The sequence below is a fragment of the Parabacteroides caecihominis genome, assembly GCF_023656785.1.
Lineage (GTDB): Bacteria > Bacteroidota > Bacteroidia > Bacteroidales > Tannerellaceae > Parabacteroides > Parabacteroides segnis.
This window is the reverse complement of sequence record NZ_JAMOKS010000010.1, coordinates 34,898-53,046: the sequence shown is the minus strand read 5'-3', so window position 1 is coordinate 53,046 and position 18,149 is coordinate 34,898. Positions and strand designations below refer to the sequence as shown.

Annotated in this window: 9 protein-coding genes; all 9 read left to right on the top strand. The window is 43.9% G+C overall.

The genetic code is table 11. From position 1 onward, the window contains the following. Positions 1–170: 170 nt before the first annotated feature. The 9 genes from NBH14_RS10140 (at position 171) to NBH14_RS10100 (ending at position 18,036) form a co-directional block, all read left to right on the top strand. Positions 171–2,906 carry a glycoside hydrolase family 38 N-terminal domain-containing protein gene (locus NBH14_RS10140; RefSeq protein ID WP_186959038.1) on the top strand — a complete coding sequence of 912 codons (2,736 nt, stop codon included), beginning with the start codon at positions 171–173 and terminating at the stop codon, positions 2,904–2,906. Positions 2,907–3,007: 101 nt separating this feature from the next. After that, complete coding sequence (locus NBH14_RS10135) at positions 3,008–5,983, top strand: LamG-like jellyroll fold domain-containing protein (RefSeq protein ID WP_186959037.1); 2,976 nt, start codon at positions 3,008–3,010, stop codon at positions 5,981–5,983. Positions 5,984–6,003: 20 nt separating this feature from the next. Further along, entirely contained in the window at positions 6,004–7,746 is a 1,743-nt protein-coding gene (locus NBH14_RS10130; protein WP_186959036.1) for a DUF7402 domain-containing protein, read from the top strand. Positions 7,747–8,578: 832 nt separating this feature from the next. Next, positions 8,579–11,485, top strand: coding sequence for a glycoside hydrolase family 38 N-terminal domain-containing protein (locus NBH14_RS10125; protein ID WP_186959035.1), 2,907 nt, complete (start codon positions 8,579–8,581; stop codon positions 11,483–11,485). A 148-nt stretch (positions 11,486–11,633) separates the two neighbouring features. Beyond that, positions 11,634–12,629 carry a LacI family DNA-binding transcriptional regulator gene (locus NBH14_RS10120; RefSeq protein WP_186959034.1) on the top strand — a complete coding sequence of 332 codons (996 nt, stop codon included), beginning with the start codon at positions 11,634–11,636 and terminating at the stop codon, positions 12,627–12,629. A 61-nt stretch (positions 12,630–12,690) separates the two neighbouring features. Continuing rightward, positions 12,691–13,845, top strand: coding sequence for an MFS transporter (locus NBH14_RS10115; RefSeq protein WP_186959033.1), 1,155 nt, complete (start codon positions 12,691–12,693; stop codon positions 13,843–13,845). A gap of 20 nt (positions 13,846–13,865) precedes the next feature. After that, positions 13,866–14,933, top strand: coding sequence for a uroporphyrinogen decarboxylase family protein (locus NBH14_RS10110; RefSeq protein ID WP_186959032.1), 1,068 nt, complete (start codon positions 13,866–13,868; stop codon positions 14,931–14,933). An 8-nt stretch (positions 14,934–14,941) separates the two neighbouring features. Beyond that, a complete protein-coding gene (locus NBH14_RS10105) occupies positions 14,942–15,349 on the top strand; it encodes a cupin domain-containing protein (protein ID WP_028729562.1) in 408 nt (135 codons plus the stop codon). A 5-nt stretch (positions 15,350–15,354) separates the two neighbouring features. Further along, entirely contained in the window at positions 15,355–18,036 is a 2,682-nt protein-coding gene (locus NBH14_RS10100) for a glycoside hydrolase family 38 N-terminal domain-containing protein (RefSeq protein WP_186959031.1), read from the top strand. Positions 18,037–18,149 lie beyond the last annotated feature (113 nt).

Here is an 18,149-nt window from a genome sequence, read left to right as displayed (position 1 = left end):
TGCATGCTTTTTTATACATTCTTATAGCCTAAAAGCAATAATAATCCACTGAATAAGCATCTTTTGGCTATTGGATGATGTTTTTGTTGTCTTTACTTTTGTCCGATCGACAGGAAACGGTTACCTCATACTGATGCTTTTTCAAAGTTTAAATATCAACGACTAATACAATGAAAATATTAAAATTGTCTGTGGCTCTTTTAAGCCTGCTTTTTCTATCTTCCGGTCAGCTGTATGCACAAGCCGACAATTACGAAAAACATAAGAACGACGATGTCTCTCAAATCTCGAATCGAGAGATGACGTTTTATCTGGTATTCAAAAGTCATTTTGATATCGGTTATTCGGCATTGGCACGTGATGTTGTGCATGAATACCGTACTTCCATGATCGATAAAGCCATGGATGTGATGGATAAAAATGCGGATAAAATGAAAGATATGCAGTTTGCGTGGACTGTCCCCGGATGGCCTTTGGAACAAATGCTTTGGGATCGGCAGACTCCGGAGCGTAGGTTGCGGATAGAACGTGCTTTAAAAAACGGAAACCTGGTGACGCATGCACTTCCTTATACAACACATACGGGAACGCTTGAACTCGAAGATCTTGTGCGTGGTCTGGGCTATTCTTCTTCGTTGGCTCGTACATACGGTTTACCACTTCCGACCGATGGGAAAATGACGGATGTTCCGGGGCATACCTGGGTTTTACCGACTATTTTACATCATGCCGGAATCAAGTTCTTTCATTTCGGTTCCAATCCGACCAACCGTGTGGTGAAGGTTCCGACTTTGTTTTGGTGGGAAGGTCCAGACGGTTCAAGGGTGTTGACCATGTTTTCGGAGGGATATGGTGGAGGAATGTTTCCTCCTGAAGGATGGAAGCTGAAATCATGGCTTACATTCGTGCATGCCGGCGATAATGCCGGACCTCCAACGGCAGAAGAGGTGGAAAAGGTAATTGCCCATATAAAAGAGAAATATCCCAATGCTAAAATACGTATCGGTAAAATGTCTGATTTTGCAGAGGCTGTTTTTGCAGAGAATCCCGAGTTGCCGGTGGTACGTGGAGATATGTCCGATAGTTGGGTACATGGCGTAATGTCTAATCCGCAGGCAACCCAGACAGCAAGAAGAGTCCGTCCCCTGATGCCTTTGCTGGAAACTTTGCATACACAGGAAAAGGAATGGGGAATCATGCCTTACGAAATTGATGAAGATTTGGCTTATATATATGATAAAAGCCTGATGTACGGCGAACATACCTGGGGACTTGCCAACCAGCATTTTGTTCCCGGCTTAACCGGCAAAGACTGGTATAAGATGTATGTTACCGGTTTGGATCCTGCGTATGCCCGGATGAAAGAGTCATGGAAAGAACATATCGGGTATATTGAAGATGCTGAGCAGGCTTTGCGGCCGGAACTGGAGAATGAACTTGCTACGTTGGCTGAAAATGTTGCCAGGGAAGGTTTCCGTTTCGTTGTATACAATCCGCTTCCATGGGAACGTGGAGGGATGGTGAATTTTGTATTACCGTCACAAGGTTCTATCAAAGAAGCTTATGTGAAAGAAGTGGAGACCGGTCGTATCTATGACCTGAAAGTGTATGGTGCCGATTCAAAGCGCCTGGGTACTTTCTTCGCCGAAGATATACCGGCAAATGGCTATAAGACATATATCCTGACAGATGAGTCGCCAGCCCAAGTGGAAAACTCATTAAAAGGTGAAGAACAGGGTAATTATATAGAGAACAAATGGTACAAAATCTCATTTGACAAAAAGAAAGGATGCATCAGGGGTATCTGGGATAAAACAAACAAGCGGGAATTGGTGGATGACCGGTCTGAAAATGGTTTTGGCTCTTATGTGTATGAAAGGTACGACAAAGAACAATCATATCGCTATCTGAAAGAATATATATATGACAAATACAAAAATTCTCATTATCAGATAACAGGTAAAAGTACCTATTTGGATGAACGGACAAAAGGCATACATGAATCTCCCCGGAATATGGAATTTCATGTGGAGAACCATAAGTCATCCATCCGTGGCGTGTTAACTCCTTCCGCATCTGTCGACGAGGAAAAACATACGGCTGGCCTGACTGTGACGCTTTACGAGAATATGCCTTGTATAGATGTGAAACTTTCCGTAATCAATAAGCCGGCAACGGAAGAACCTGAAGCCGGATGGATTGCATTGCCGTTTAAAACAAAATCTCCGGAATATAGGGTAGGACGTATCGGTTCGGTTATCGATCCGGCCAAAGATTTGATAGAAGGCAGCCAGTTTAATTATATCTGGTCCAATTCGGGAATAATGATAAAGGATAGGGAGTATTCTGTTGGGGTTTGTCCGATAGATGCCCCTGCATTTGTCTTAGGCGATTTGGATTTTATGCATTATGCCGATACCTATGAAAATCCCCGGTCGCATGTGTACTTCAACTTGTTTAATAATCGTTGGAATACGAACTTTGCTTCTTTTTGGAATGGCAACCTGACTACGGAAGTCCGTCTATGGGTGAACCCGAAGAATGCAGATGATGAGTCCGGTTTAATAACCCCCGCATGGGAAACCCGTCTGCCTTTGCAGGTTGGAATCGCCACCTGTCCTGCCGGTAAATTGCCGGTAATGAACGAAGGCGTGAAAATATCCCGTAAGGGAGTATTACTAACGGCCTATGGCAATAACCCTGACGGTGGCGGCAAATTATTGCGTGTATGGGAACAAAGCGGTGAAAGCGGTCTCTGTGAAATCTCTTTGCCGGTAAAGAAAGATGGAGTGGCACAACCTGTGAATTTGAGAGGCGTTCCCAATGGTAATCCAGTCAAGATACAAAATGGTGTATTTAAAATAGAATTGGGCAGATTTGAACCTGCCAGTTATTTGATCTATTAATTTACAATAATAATCCACTAAATAAGCAGTTATTTGCTATTTTTAATAGGGATAGCTACTTCTATATTTGCGTTACTAAATCTGTATATGAAATATATTCAATGAAAATAAAGAGAATAACGATAACGACTGCTTTGACGGTCTTGTGTCTTTTCGCGGAGGCGAAGATAAAACCCGTTGTATATTATAATTTCGGTAAATCAGGAAATGTGACCTATGCGGTGGCTCCCGATAAATTAAAACCGGTAACCGGAACGGGAGAGCTGACCGCTTTAGGCCGTCCTGTTTTCTATGCCGATGCTCCCGGTAACAAAAAAATGAAAGGAGAAGGAGGTCTTTTATTCAATGGTGACGGGGATGGTTACAGATTGGCGAACCCATTCGGAGCATCAGCAGAGAATCAAGTCCTGGAGGTGTGGGCCAAACCACGTCATGACGGGGTAAGAGGGAAAGATAACCGGTCGACACAGGTTGTAGTGGCTAATGGTAACGGAAAAGAAGGATATGTAATTGTCCGAAAAGGAGATAAATGGCAATTAATCTCCGGTAGTTCCGGTATTGTGACTATCGGCGAGGTTGCCGAAGATGTATGGACCCATCTGGCAATGGTTGTGGACGGCGAGAAAGGTTCCGTATGGCTGAACGGAAAGAAGACCGGTACCTTTAATCCTACCAAGGCGATTGCTTCCAACTTTTCGATTGCTGTATCTGAAGAAGGAAAGGAGGCATTCTATGGTGAAATATATGAGGTCAGGTATAGTACGTTTATCACAGGGAAGTTTGACCCTGACTCTGATTTTTTATTGGATTACAAGAAGATAAAGGAACAAAGCAAACAGCGTCTGACTGAGCGGCAATCTCTGGTTCGCCAACTGGAACAAGAGGGGGCGGGTAAGGAAATCGTATCGGAATTGCCGAATCTCCGCCAACAAAAAGATTGGTTGATTGAACCCGTAGAAAGCCAATGCCGTATGTACGTGCAGAAGTCGGATGATGGAGTGACTTCGATGTTTCAACTGAACAACGGACTGATTTCCCGTACTTTTTATGTCGGTGAGAATCTGGCTTGTGTGGGGTATAAGAATCATTCCAACGAAGCGGAGTATCTTCGGGCCGTAAAACCCGAAGCCCGTATATGTCTCGACAGTGTATGGTATGAAGTCGGGGGCCTGAAAGAACAGCCGGAGTTATCCTATTTACTGGATAGCTGGTATCCGCAACTGGAAGCATCCGACCTGGCATTTACATTGGAAAAGGTGGAAACAGGAATGCCTTTGGAACGTTACCCATGGACCCGGAAGTTTAATGCTGTTTCTACCGATTGGCCCGCCAAAGGGTTGCGTATGGAAATGACATTTGTCCCGACAGAGAACATGCCCGCCGTAAAGAATGTAAAAGTGAAAGTCATTTATGAGATTTACCAGGGTTTGCCGGTTATGGCGAAATGGATTGAAGTTATCAATGAAAATGATACGAATATAGTGCTGAATGATATGGAATGCGAGGTATTGGCTGTTAATCAGGACCAGGTAAAACGCATCCATGTCGAAAGCGATTTCTCTTTTGCACTGGTGAATGCCGATATAGAAGGCAGTGCACTGATGCATTATGCCGGAACTCCCAAAATCTACCATGTCGGTAGTTCTACGACCAGATGGACGGTGGATAAGGAGTATAATACCTGGGCCAGCCACAATCAGGCTGAGGATAAGTTTTTAGGATTTCCTCATCATAATCTGTTGATAAGTACACTGCCGATGGGCCCAAATACCCGGATAGGCAAGGATAGCCCGTTCAAATCTTATATCACTTTCGAGTTGTTGCAGGATAGCGACGATCGTGAAAGGCAATCGTTGGGACATCGCCGGATGTATAAGAAACTGGCTCCCCAGACAACCGAATCGTTGATTGCGGGAGGTATTACCTCTCACGATGAGGAGAAACTGAAGTCTTTCATCGACCAGATGTCGGAATTGGGACTTGAACAGCTGGATATTCAGGCGTGGCCGGGTGTCAGCCATGATAATCTGGATTCTGCTTATGTGCAATTATGGCGTAGAGTCGCTTCTTATGCCAAAGAACGGGGTATTGTGATGGGTGGTTATGAGTTGCAGGTCGCTTCCCGCGGACGAGGAAAAGAAGTGGATTGCATCCATCCGGAGACGGGAAAAACGGGTAGTCTTTTCGGACAAAGTGTTTGTATTGCCAGCCAATGGAAAGATACCTATTATCCGAAGATGTGGGAGTTCTTCGATAAGACTGGTTTTATGACTTACAATATGGATGGCCCGTATCATGGCGATCCTTGTGCTTCAACCGTCCACCCGCATCATACCGGCCTGGAGGATTCACAGTGGCAACAGTGGAAAACGCAGGTGGAAGTGATCCACGAATTACAGCGCAGAGGCATGTATATACCTATTCCCGACTGGTATTTCCTGAATGGGCAATGTTCGACAGGAATGGGATATCGCGAAGCGAGTGCTAACCTGACTCCGCAGCAGCAGTTATTATTAGGCCGTCAGTATATCTATGACGGAACCTGGCATAAGATACCGCCTATGGGGTGGATGACCTTGCAGTTAGTCGGTTTCTATACGAATGATCCGCGCGTCGGTCTGGAACCGTTATGCGAAAATCTGGACCGTTATGAACAACAATTGATTCAGTTTCTGGGAAGTGGTTGCCATCTGACTATCCGTGGAAATCGTTTATACGATACCCCGGAGACAAAACAGTTGGTATCTAAATGGATTAACTGGTTCAAAGAGTACCGTGATATTCTTACGTCGGATATTATTCATGTCAGCCGACCGACCGGACGCGACTTGGATTGCATGATGCATGTAAATCCGTTTATCAAACACAAAGGAATGGTTATAGTCTTTAATCCGACCGACCGCGATATAACGAAAGAAATGCGTCTTCCGTTGTATTATACAGGCTTGAAAGAGAAAGCTACGGTCATAACGTCCGATGGTAATAAACAACGTTTTTCATTGGATCAAAATGGAGAGTTAATTCTTCCGGTTTCTATTAAGGCACAAGGTACCTCCTGGTTTTTAATAGAGGAATAATAAATCTTATATGAATTATCATGAGAAGACTAGTCTTTTTTTTAGGAAGTTTACTTTGTCATACTCTGTTAGTGGCACAGATACCCTATCAGCAAAGAGTCATTAAACCGGAGCCACGTCCGTGGGGCCCTTATCTGTGGCCTCATGAAACGCCGGAGACTCCTCCTGTCAGTCAATCCTCCGATTTGGCGGCAGCAGAATTTATGGGGCGGTCCGTAAGTTATACGGCAGCGGATACCTGGTATCCTTCATGGGCTTCGAACGATACGTTGTATTCGCCTTTTACAGATGGTACGTGGGGAATATGGAAGCTGGTCTTTTCTGCGACAGGGCCGAAGGCTATGACCGGTCAGGCTAAAATCGTAGGGAATGACCCGTTAAATTTGAAAGTGATCCCATTGGGAGCCACGACCGGTTCGGCGGCTCCTTATGGCGGACGCTATCCGTGTGGCAGTTTGGTGCACAATGGCGTTTGGTATTATGGGACTTATTGCCTGGATGGATACCCTAGCGGATATAACTGGGGTACTTTAGGCCCGTTTGTCGGTTTCCGGATCTCTAAAGATTACGGACTGACATGGGAAGATACTCCTCATACCCCTCTATCTCCTTTATTCGGTGAAACGGCTAAAGACAGTGGCTGTGTGAAAATAGGCGCTCCTCATTTTGTCGATTTTGGAAAGAATATGGAACATTCGCCGGATGGTAAAGCTTATTTGGTGGCACACGGGTCGGTTGCCGAAGATCCGCAGCCTCGTCCTGCAAATAATAGTTGGATTAGCGGTGATCAGATTTATCTGCTCCGGGTAACTCCTACAATCGAGAATATAAATAATCGGTCTAAATATGAGTATTTTGCGGGGTATAACCGTAATGGTAAAGCTGTCTGGAGCAAGGACTTTAAAAAGATTAAACCTGTTTTTGAATGGAATAATCATTGCGGATGCGTTACAATGACTTATTTCCCTCATTTGAAAAAATATATCATGTGTATAACAGACGGCTGGCCTACCATAAAGTATATGAATACTTATTTTTTGGAGTCAGACCATGTTGAGGGACCCTGGAAGATGGTTACTTATATGAAGAATTTTGGTGAACAGGCTTATTTTGTCAATATTCCGTCCAAATTTATCGACAAGGACAAAAACTCTTTTTGGCTTTGTTATTCAGGTAATTTTGCAGCATTTCAGGAATTAAAGATAAATCCTCCCGGCGGTCGCTATGCGATGGTTTTGCAAGAGATGCGTTTCCTGGATAAGAAACAGTTGGCTGCTTATCCTTTTGCAGAGAATAAAAAGAAACTGGACATTGAAAAAGCAGAATGGGATAAACGAAACCCATTGACTTCGAAAGAAAATTTAGCACTTCAGGCTAAGGTATCGGTTTCTTCTTTAGCGGAAGGTTATAGTGAAAAAGGTGTGAACGACGGGATTGTAGATGGATTCCCCGGACATCCGGAAAACGAATGGGCTTCTAACCAAACTGTAAATTCCTGGGTACGTTTAACGTGGGATAAAAAAGTAACAGTAGGGAAAATATGGTTGTTTGACAGGCCTTACCAATACGAGCAGATATTGTCTTGCGGTCTGAAAATGAGCGACGGTACGATAATCGAATTGGGAGCTTTGTCGAATGTCGAAGGTGAGGGGTTGGAAATTACATTTGAACCTAAAGAGGTGGAATGGATTGAGTTTGTCGTGCTCGGTGTCGGTAATTCAACGAATAGCGGTTTGTCTGAATTTGCTGTTTTTGAAAAATAGTAACAGTCTTGCCATAATCATCACAGTAGTATGGCAATAAACTATTCACCCTTCACTCGCTGTGGTATAATTATTTGTTTAGTAGTTAGTTGTACTGTTGAAATGCGGGTGAATGGTTGAGGAAAAAGGTGAATGGTTCTCCTGAACCCTTCACCTTTGGAAGAGATACAATCAGTGAATCATAGGCAGATAGACAGCAAGTAACAGACAGCTTACTACAAACAGAGTCAGAACTAGCTGACAACTAACCTAAAAGATATAGACTACTTATTGCTTAATCTCCGTCGCAAAGCTTATCGACCTACGTGGGTAAGCTTAACGACCTGGGTCAATAAGCATTGCAACGGAGGTCGATAAGACTTTAGGTTATTACTTTAAGATTACTTGATAGTAAGAACCGGATTAGTAGATTATAGGATCCGGTTTAATCGGCAGTAAGTCATCTTACAGCCATATAGCATCCTCATTATTCCAATAAAAGGTGAATGGTTTGAATAGACCATTCACCTTTTTATTTAACCATTCATCAGTTTTTTATTTTATAATATAATGTAATACAGTGTCATAGTCGCATAGAGGTGAAGGGTGAATAGTATAAGTCTCTATTTTATATATAGAATAAAAGTTTACTTCTTCTATGTCCTTGTCATGCCCCTAACCTCTATTATGTATCGGCTGTTTCGGGTTTAAATAGTAAGATAGTATATGTAAATCGGAAAAAAGAGTAATAAAGAGCTCTCTCTATTATCTCTATCTTTGTCTTTTGATTAGAAGCTCGCTTGGATGAATCTCTTTTTAGTTAAATAGTTAAACCCCAAAAGAAATATAAATTATGAAAAGTCTTTTTATCACAGTTACTTTATTAAGTATCTTTTCAGTGGTGGCATTGGCCGACAGTAAGATACCCGAAGAAAGTATCGATTGTCAGGTAGCCAGATACTATAAATACAGGGCAGACAAGCAAGCCGGTCGCCAAATCTTCGTCTCCTATAACGGGGTGAAACCATTGAAGAATGCCTATATCGAAGTGGTGGCAGGCGACAGAAAAGAGCAAACCCCTTTATCGACCGGCAGACCTGATTCCATTCCTGTATTGTTGCCGGCGGATCTGGGTGTATCGAAAGACGATACAATTCTGGTCAATCTGGTTCTGAATAAAAAGAATACCATTTCGAAACAAGTCGTTGTCCCCTATGCCCGTCAGTGGACTGTCTATATCTATCCCCATTCGCATGTCGATATCGGCTATACGAATACGCAGGCTAATGTGGAACTAATTCATAAACGGAATCTGGAATATGCTATGGAACTGGCGGAAAAAACAAAAGACTATCCTGACGGAGCGCGTTTTGTATGGAACCCCGAAGTTACATGGCCGATCGAACGGTATCTGAAGACAGAGTCGAAAGAGAAATGCGACAAACTGATCCGGGCCATTAAAGAGGGGCAGATAGCGGTGGATGCTGGTTACGTCAGCACCAATACTAGTTCGGCGAACGATGAGGAACTGTTTGAATTGTTCAATTATGGCAAGAAGTTGGAGAAGCTGACCGGGAAGAAAGTGGAAACGATGGTTCAGGTGGATATCCCCGGCGTTTCCTGGGGAGTAGTCCCCGTGGCCTCTCAACTGGGAATACCTTATTGCCTGGCTTTATTTAACGGAACCGACCGGGTCGGACTGGCTCATGAGATAAGCTTCAAACCTTTCTGGTGGCAAGGGGCCGACGGTAAATCGAAAGTATTGTTCCTTCAGCCCGGTGCCTATACGCCCGGCGCTCATAATAAAGGATATATGTTCTGGCCGAAGATGGCAGGACAGACAGATCCGGACAAACTGTTGAGAGTCGTCAAAACAGACAATCCACGGGCGCATTTTATAGATCCGTATATCAATCAGATGTTGCCGGAGCTGGAAAAGGCCGATTACTATCCGTATGATATTTTCCCTATGACCTGGTGCATGGCCGATAATACGCCGATCGATTATGATTTGCCGGAGGCCGTAAAAAGTTGGAACGAAGAGTTTGCCTTCCCGCATTTAAAGATTTGTACCGCTACGGAAATGATGAGTGCCTTCGATCATAAATATGGTGATCAACTGCCAGTATTGAAGGGTGACTTTACAGAATACTGGACTGACGGTCTCGGTTCGAAAGCCGCATTTACCGGACATCACCGGGAAGTGAAAGAAGATCTGGTACAGACCGAAACGCTTTGGAGTATGCTGAAACCTGAGACGGCCGCTCCCCGCACGGCTTTCGAAGAAGCATGGCGGAATGTCATATTGGGTACGGAACATACCTGGGCCTATATGAACCCTTCGCAACAGCCGATATGTGATATCATATTGAATGTTAAGTTGGATTATTTCCGTAATTCGGATAAGATGCAAAAAGAACTGTTCGCTGAGACAGTGAAGGAAATTACCGGCGAGTCGGCGACTATCAGTTTATTTAATACCTCTTCATGGACACGTAGCGAAGTTGTCAGGCTGCCTGAAGATATCAGTGGTAAGTATGCTTCTGTAGTAGATGCGGAGACGGGCCGTGAAGTAACAAGCCAGCGTCTTTCAACCGGCGAACTGGCTTTTTGGGCTGAGAATGTCGGTGCATTAGGAGCAAAGCAATACCGGCTTTCAACAAAGCCTGCCAAAAAGCAAGCCTCTCCGGCTATCAAAGACAATGTACTGGATAATGGGCTGGTTCGTGTAGTTATAAGTCAGGAAACTGGTGATGTGGTTAGCCTTCTATATGACGGCGAAGAGTTTGTCGATAGTAAATCCATGTGCGCCATAAATAGTTACCGTTATTTACATGGGAATGATGAAGGAAGCCGTGCAACGAAAGCTTACAATATAAAGATCCGTGTCAAGGAAAACGGACCGCTTGTAAATTCTTTGCTGGTTGAATCGGATGCGGAAGGGTGTAACAGCTTGCACCGCGAAGTCTCTGTGGTTGCCGGTCAGTCATATGTCTCATTTAATAATGTACTCGATAAAATAGCGACAACAGATAAAGAAGGTGTTCATTTCGGCTTTGCATTCGATCTTGACCGACCGGTCATTCACGTCGACCTTCCCTGGGGTGTTATGGAGGTAGAAAAAGACCAGCTTGCCGAAGGGAATAGAAACTGGCTGGCTTTGCAGCGTTGGTTGAACCTGTCGGACAACGAAAAGAATGTAACCTGGTGTTCACTCAATGCTTGTGCGTTTGAAGTGGGAGAGATGAGTGCTAATATTCTCGGAGGTGCATTCAAGTCACCGGAATGGATCCGTAAAATCAAACCTTCTTCCACCATTTATTCATGGGCTCTGAATAATCATTGGCATACGAATTTCGCTTTGTCGCAAGACGGATCGATTAAGTTTGAATACCGTGTACAACCGGCAAAGGGAGCTTATAAGGCTGCCGATGCGAACCGGTTCGGTATGGAACAAATCCGGCCGATGATTGCGGTTCCGGTAGATCAACAGTTTACCTATTCACCGAATATGAAATTGTCCGGAGATGAATCAGTTGTTGTATCTATGATAAAGACAATTGAAGAAGGCAAGTCCCAGATCGTACGTTTGCGTTCCGTATCCGACAACGATCAGGTAGTTTTTTTAGCCTGGGATACAAAGAAACCCCGGCGCGTCTCTTTATGTAAATCCGGAGAAGAACCTGGTAGCGAACAGATTGCTGATGGAAAGATCAGGGTTCCTGCCATGGGATTTGCTACGGTTAGACTGGATTGGTAAGTAATGAATGTTCTTTCATGTATTGAATTGACTGGGAGAAGGATACAACCGGTGTGATTCTGTTAATTAGAGTTATAAAAGGCGGTATTCTTCCCGGGTCAATTAATAAAAAACGTATATTTGAACCGGTTAAATAAATCGTATATTCATGAATGCATCTATAAAAGATATCGCACAAGCCTTGAATCTTTCTAAAGCTACAGTTTCCTGGATTCTATCGGATCAGGGAGAAACAAAAGGTTTTAGCCAAGCGACTATTAAGCGGGTGAAAGAATATGCGGATTCGGTTAATTATCGTCCTAATTTACTGGCTCGCAGTTTGTCGTTGGGTACTTCCAATACGATCGGCCTGATCATTCCGTTTATCGGAGATACTTTTTATGCCCAGTTGGTACAGGCTATCGAACAGGAAGCGGTCCGTAATAAATATGTATTAATGGTTTGTAGTTCGGAGGGAGATGGGGAGAAAGAGTTCGAATTGATCAAAATACTTCGTTCCAAACAGGTGGACGGGATTATTATTGCACCGACCAAGATTTCAAGAAAAGGCATTAATCTGTTGATGAAAGACTCGTTGCCGTTTGTATTGATTGATCGTTATTATCCGAACCTACCTGTAAACTATGTGATTGTAAACAACTGCCAGTGCTGCTATGACCTGGTATCTCATTTGATAAAAAAAGGATCCCGGAAGATCGCTTTGCTGACGACCGATGTCCATCTGTATGTGATGAAACAACGCATAGAAGGGTATCGGAAGGCTGTGGCGGATGCAGGACTTCAGTCTGAAATTGCATTGGAAGTTTTTGTGGATCGCTCAAATTACAGAACGGATATAGTCGATAAGTTGGATTGCCTCTTTGAGGAAGTGCCGGATATAGACGGATTCTTCTTTTCCACACATTATCTGGCTTTAGAAGCCATACGTTATTTTGTAAATCGTAAAATTGATTATCAGAATCGCTTTAGCATGGGTTGTTTTCATGAAACGATTGCTTTGGACATTCTGGCTCCCGATATGAGTATTACGTTAATGCCCATTCAGGAAATGGGAACTCAGGCCGTACAAATCCTTTTGGAGAATATTGGAAACAAAGATTTTACCTCGAGAGGAGTGGTTGTTGATAATCTGTTAATGCCGTAATATATATTTTTTCTTTTTCTTTTGAACCGGTTAAATAGACTTTGTAATATAGATTAATTCCATGAAAACACAAGAAAATAAGAGTAAGGTATATCAACTGATGCCTGTTTTGTTTGCCTTTTTTGTTATGGGCTTTGTGGACGTAGTAGGCATTTCCACAAGCTATGTGAAAAACGACTTTACTTTAAGCGATACGCTGGCAAACCTGTTACCGATGATGGTTTTTCTGTGGTTTGCCGTTTGTTCGTTACCGACCGGATTACTGATGGGGCGTATCGGACGGAAGAAAACGGTACTTCTCAGTTCGTTGGTGACATGTGTGGCCATGCTTATTCCATTAATATATTATTCTTTTCCGACGGTCTTGCTGGCTTTTGCTTTGCTGGGTATAGGAAATACGATTTTGCAGGTATCGTTGAATCCGTTGTTGCTGGATGTTGTTTCGAAAGAGAAAGTGACCAGTATGCTGACGTTGGGGCAATTTATTAAAGCAATCTCTTCCACCTTGGGACCGGTTATCGCCGGTGTGGCTGCCGGGGTCTGGGGAAATTGGCATTTGATATTTCCTATCTATGCCTTTATCACATTACTTTCATGGCTCTGGTTGGTATTTACTCCTATTCGTGAAGTGGAAGGAGAGGTGACAAAACAGAAGGGGCGTGATGTGCTGGCGTTATTCAAAAATAGCCGGTTGATGATTGCTTTTTCTGTGATTTTATTGATTGTAGGCTTTGAAATCAGTCTGATGACGGCTGTACCTAAATATTTTCTGGAGAGATGTGAACTGCCGATCGAGCAGGGGGGGCTAGGATGTAGTTTGTATTTCTCGGCCCGTACGTTAGGAACGTTTTTAGGAGCGATCATTTTAGCCCGTTACTCGTCCCGGCGTTTTCTGATAGGAAATATGGTGGCAGCGGTACTCGTCTTCCTGTTGTTTATGGCTACAACCAGTATGACGGTTCTGCTGGTAGCCCTTTTTCTTATCGGGCTCTTTTGTGCCAATGTTTTCCCCATTATATTTTCCTCGGCTATTCAGTCTGATCCCTCTAAAGCCAATGAGATATCAGCCTTGATGATAATGGGAGTAGCTGGAGGTGCTATTCTTCCGATGGTTATGGGGATTCTGGCCGATGCAACCAATCAGTGGACCAGCTTGTTCGTACCGCTTTTGGCCCTGATCTATATCATGTTGGTTTCTGTAAAAATGAAATATTAATATATAATGATTGAACGATTATGAAAGAAATGACATCTTTACAGCGTTGTATGGCTGTTCTGAATGGGGAAGTACCTGATATGCTTCCTGTGATACCTCAAAGTTTTATGTATGCTGTCGAAACAGCCGGGTTGAAAATCAGCGATGTGAACAAGGACGGACGAAAGATGGCCCAGGCGCATATTTTGTCTCAGGAAAAATATGGATACGATGGGTGTGTGATCGATTTCGATGATGCGTCGATTGCAGAAGCGATCGGAGCCAAGGTCATATTCAGGGAAGATGAGCCGGCTACGGTCGATGAAGAACAACCCGTATTGAAGGATTTGCGTGATATTTATGAGTTACCTCTGCCGGATCCGCAGAAATCGGGACGTTTATGTGAATGGCTGGAAGCTACCCGTACTCTGGTCGATGCTATCGGCGATCATGTTTTTATTATGGGACGTGCCGACCAGGGACCTTTCAGTATTGCTTGCCTGCTGAGGGGTACGACTCAGTTTATGATGGATTTGTTGTCGGAAGATCCTCAAGTAATAGCGGATGTGATCGAGTATTGCCGTCAGGCAAGTGTCCTTTTTGCTAAAGCGCAGAAAGATGCCGGAGCCCACGCTACGTCTATCGGTGATGCTCTGGCCGGTCCGAATTTGATCTCACCGGATATGTATCGCCAGTTTGCTTTGGAACCGGAAAAGAAAATGACGGAAGAAGTCCAGGCCTACGGAATACCTCTTTCCCTGCATATTTGCGGTAATACAAATGCTATTATCGAGGATATGGGAACAACGGGGGCACGGATTCTGGAAGTCGACTGGAAACTCGACATGGAAGAAGCGCGAAGACTGGTTCCGATGGACACGATCCTGATGGGAAATGTAGATCCCAGTTTCCCGCTGGTACACGGTACGCCGGCCGAAGTGGATGCGGCAGTGAAAAAACTGGTGGAAGCAACCCGTGGCAGAAGCCATATCATCAGTTCGGGTTGTGCCATGGGGCGGAATACTCCTCCGGAGAATTTCAAGGCCTTTATTGCTGCTGCCCGTAAATACGGTTCTTATGAGGAGATTATGCGTTTACAGAATCAATAGGGGAAGAGATGATAGAAACATATTATCACGATAAGGAAGGATATAATCCGTTTCTTATCAGGGAAGGATGGCAGGTTGCCCAATTGAATCATGTGGCAAAACACGGTTTGGCAGATATCGACCAGATCGAAGTTCACCGGGCTACGGATGAAGTTTTTATTCTGTTTAAAGGGGAGGCTGTATTGATAGCGGCAAAACCTGACGATAAAGATGTTCATTTTGAATGTGTAAAAATGAAGCCGGGAGTCACTTATAATATCCCGGCAGGAACCTGGCACAATATTGCTATGGATCCGGAGGTTGAAATCATTATTGTTGAAAAATCGGATACCCATAAACAGGATTGTGCCTATTTGGATTTGACTCCTTTGCAAAGGAATCGTTTGTATGCAATAATTGAAGACGTATTAAAGTAACCACGATGAAAAAAGGAATTGTACTCACTGTTTTATGTGTCTTGTCGTCCTTATCTGTTAAGGCGCAAGTACTGAACGATACTTATTCATGTGACAATGAATCATATGGACTTTTGAAGAATTTGTCGGATTCGCCGTTAAGCCGGGGGAATATCTATGTGTTCACCACGACGCATCAGGACCTGGCCTGGCTGAACCATCTCGATGCCTGTATAGCAGACCGGGATACGCTTTGGCTTACTCCGTTTCTGAAACGTCTGGCCGATGATCCCAATTTCAGGATGGATATAGAGCAAACATCTATTCTGAAAGAATATATTCATCGTCATCCGGAGACACAGCCCTTGTTTGCTAAATATATGAAGGAAGGACGTATCTGTGTGGGAGGTACTTTTATTCAGCCTTATGAAGAAATGTATTCGGGAGAATCATTGGCCCGGCAGTTTTACCTTGGAAGTCGTTGGTTGAAAAAGAATTTTGACGGTTATGCTCCGTTGTCCTATTTTAATGTAGATGTACCGGGGCGCACGTTACAAATGCCGCAGATAATGAAGAAGGCTGGCATCGACAACCTGATTATCAGTCGTCACGAAAGAGGGTTGTTCTACTGGCAATCACCCGACGGTTCGAAAGTCAGGACATATACGCCGGGACATTATATCTATTTTTACAATGTATTGGGAAAAGAAGATACAGCGGCTATTAAAGAGATCGGTAAGGAATCCATCTTATGGTATACTAAATATAATGATGTGAAAAAGGTGCCGACCGTGATGCCGGCCATGCTCAACTATGAGCTTTCATGGAGTAAGAAGCCGGTTGAAAATTGTCCTGTATTGATGGATAAATGGAATCGGATTCGTTATATAAGAAATGAAGAAACCGGTAAAAAGACAAAAGTATCTTTGCCTTCATTTAAATATGCAACGGCGGACGATTTCTTCAAGACGTTGGATCATTCTACCTCTGCGTTGCCGGTTGTTCAGGGAGAGCGTCCGAATGTCTGGTTATATATTCATGGGCCTTCGCATGAGAAAGCGTTGACTGCCAGCCGTGCCGGTGATGTCTTATTGCCCGATGCAGAGAAAATGTCATCTTATTCGGCGATGGTTCGCGGCTCGTTTGAACGGTATCCGTCCCGGGAATTGGAGGAAGCCTGGGAGGCTAAAATCTATCCGGATCATGGATGGGGCGGCAACGGAGGAATCATGACGGACAATACTTTTCTCCGAAAATATGAATTCGCTTTGTCACGGGCTGAACAGATCGTAGACCAGCAAGCTTTTTACCTGGCCTCTTCTGTGAAGACTTCTAATGAAAAAGGGAATCCGATCGTTGTCTTTAATAATTTGTCTTTCGGCAGAACTGCTCCCGTGCAGGTCGATGTCGCTTTTCAGCCGGGATATGCCCGGCATTTGCAGTTGAAGGATAGCCACGGGAAAAATATAGCATCTCAATTGTCAGATGTTTGCTATTATGGCGATGGTTCCATCGAGAAGGCCCGTCTTTCCTTTACTGCCGCTGATATGCCCTCAATGGGATTGAAAACCTATTATCTGAATCCGGCGGGAATGGAAAAACTGACGGAAGCACGGAAAACGACCTTGGTGGAGAATTCCTATTATTCAATCGAGCTGGTAGATGGCGGTATCCGGCAGATTTACGACAAAGCAACCGGATGTCCTTTATTGAATACGGAGAAATTTTTAGGTGGTGAAGTGATAACCATGCATTCTTACGGCAACGGAGCCGGTGAGTTCGATGCCGTACAACAGCCGGATATGGAAGGATTCGATAAGACATTCAACCATGCCGTTGCTTGGGAACTGGTAGAGAATGGTCCGGTTTTTACCTCTTATAAGATGCGTACTCCGATCCGTAATGCCGTGATTGAACAGACCTTACGGGTTTATCATCAGGTTAAGAAGATTGATATGGATGTCGATCTGTTGAACTGGGAGGGCGTCATGTTTCGTGAATATCGTTTGATGTGGCCTGTCGCTTTCAAACAATCGGCTGTTTCTTACGAAGTACCTTTCGGTGCGTTGACTGTCGGAAAAGACGAGTTACCAGGAGCTGCCGGCGAACGCTATTATGTGGAAAACAGCAAACAGCATCCGCGTGGTATTGGCAACTGGTTAAGTGTTGCGGGAGAAAACTGTGCGCTGACTTTATCCTCTTCCGTGGCTGTTGCCGATTACATCGATCCGACTAACGATCCGGTCGACTATCCTGTTTTGCAACCGATCTTATTGGCTTCCCGAAGAAGTTGCCATGATAAGGGAAATGATTTTTTCCAACCGGGAGACCATTCTTATCATTTCTCGTTAACTTCGCATCCGGCAGGCGATAAGGCCAGGGAAGAATTCGGAGTTTCTGCCAATACCCCTCTGGTCGCCGTTTACAATCCGGAGCGTTTCCAAAAGGCTTCTTTGCCTGAAGAATATTCTTTCGTATCCGTAAACAATCCGAATGTGAAAATTACGGCATTGAAAAAATGTGAGGATGACAATAGCCTGATTATTCGTATGTATAACAGTTCGGGCAACGAAGAAAAAGTCGGTTTACAAATGGCTGTACAACCCAAGGCTGTAATCCATACAAATTTGATTGAAGAAGAGTTGGAACCGGTTCAAGAGATTGTTTTAGGAAAATATGCAATAGAAACTTATAAGGTGAAATTCTGATTGATGAAATAGCAATCATACAGTTTGCTTTACAGATTCTATCAATGTAGTAGTAGTCGAACCTTAAAAATGTAAAAAAAGACTGTTGTATATAAATCTTACCGGAGTGGTAG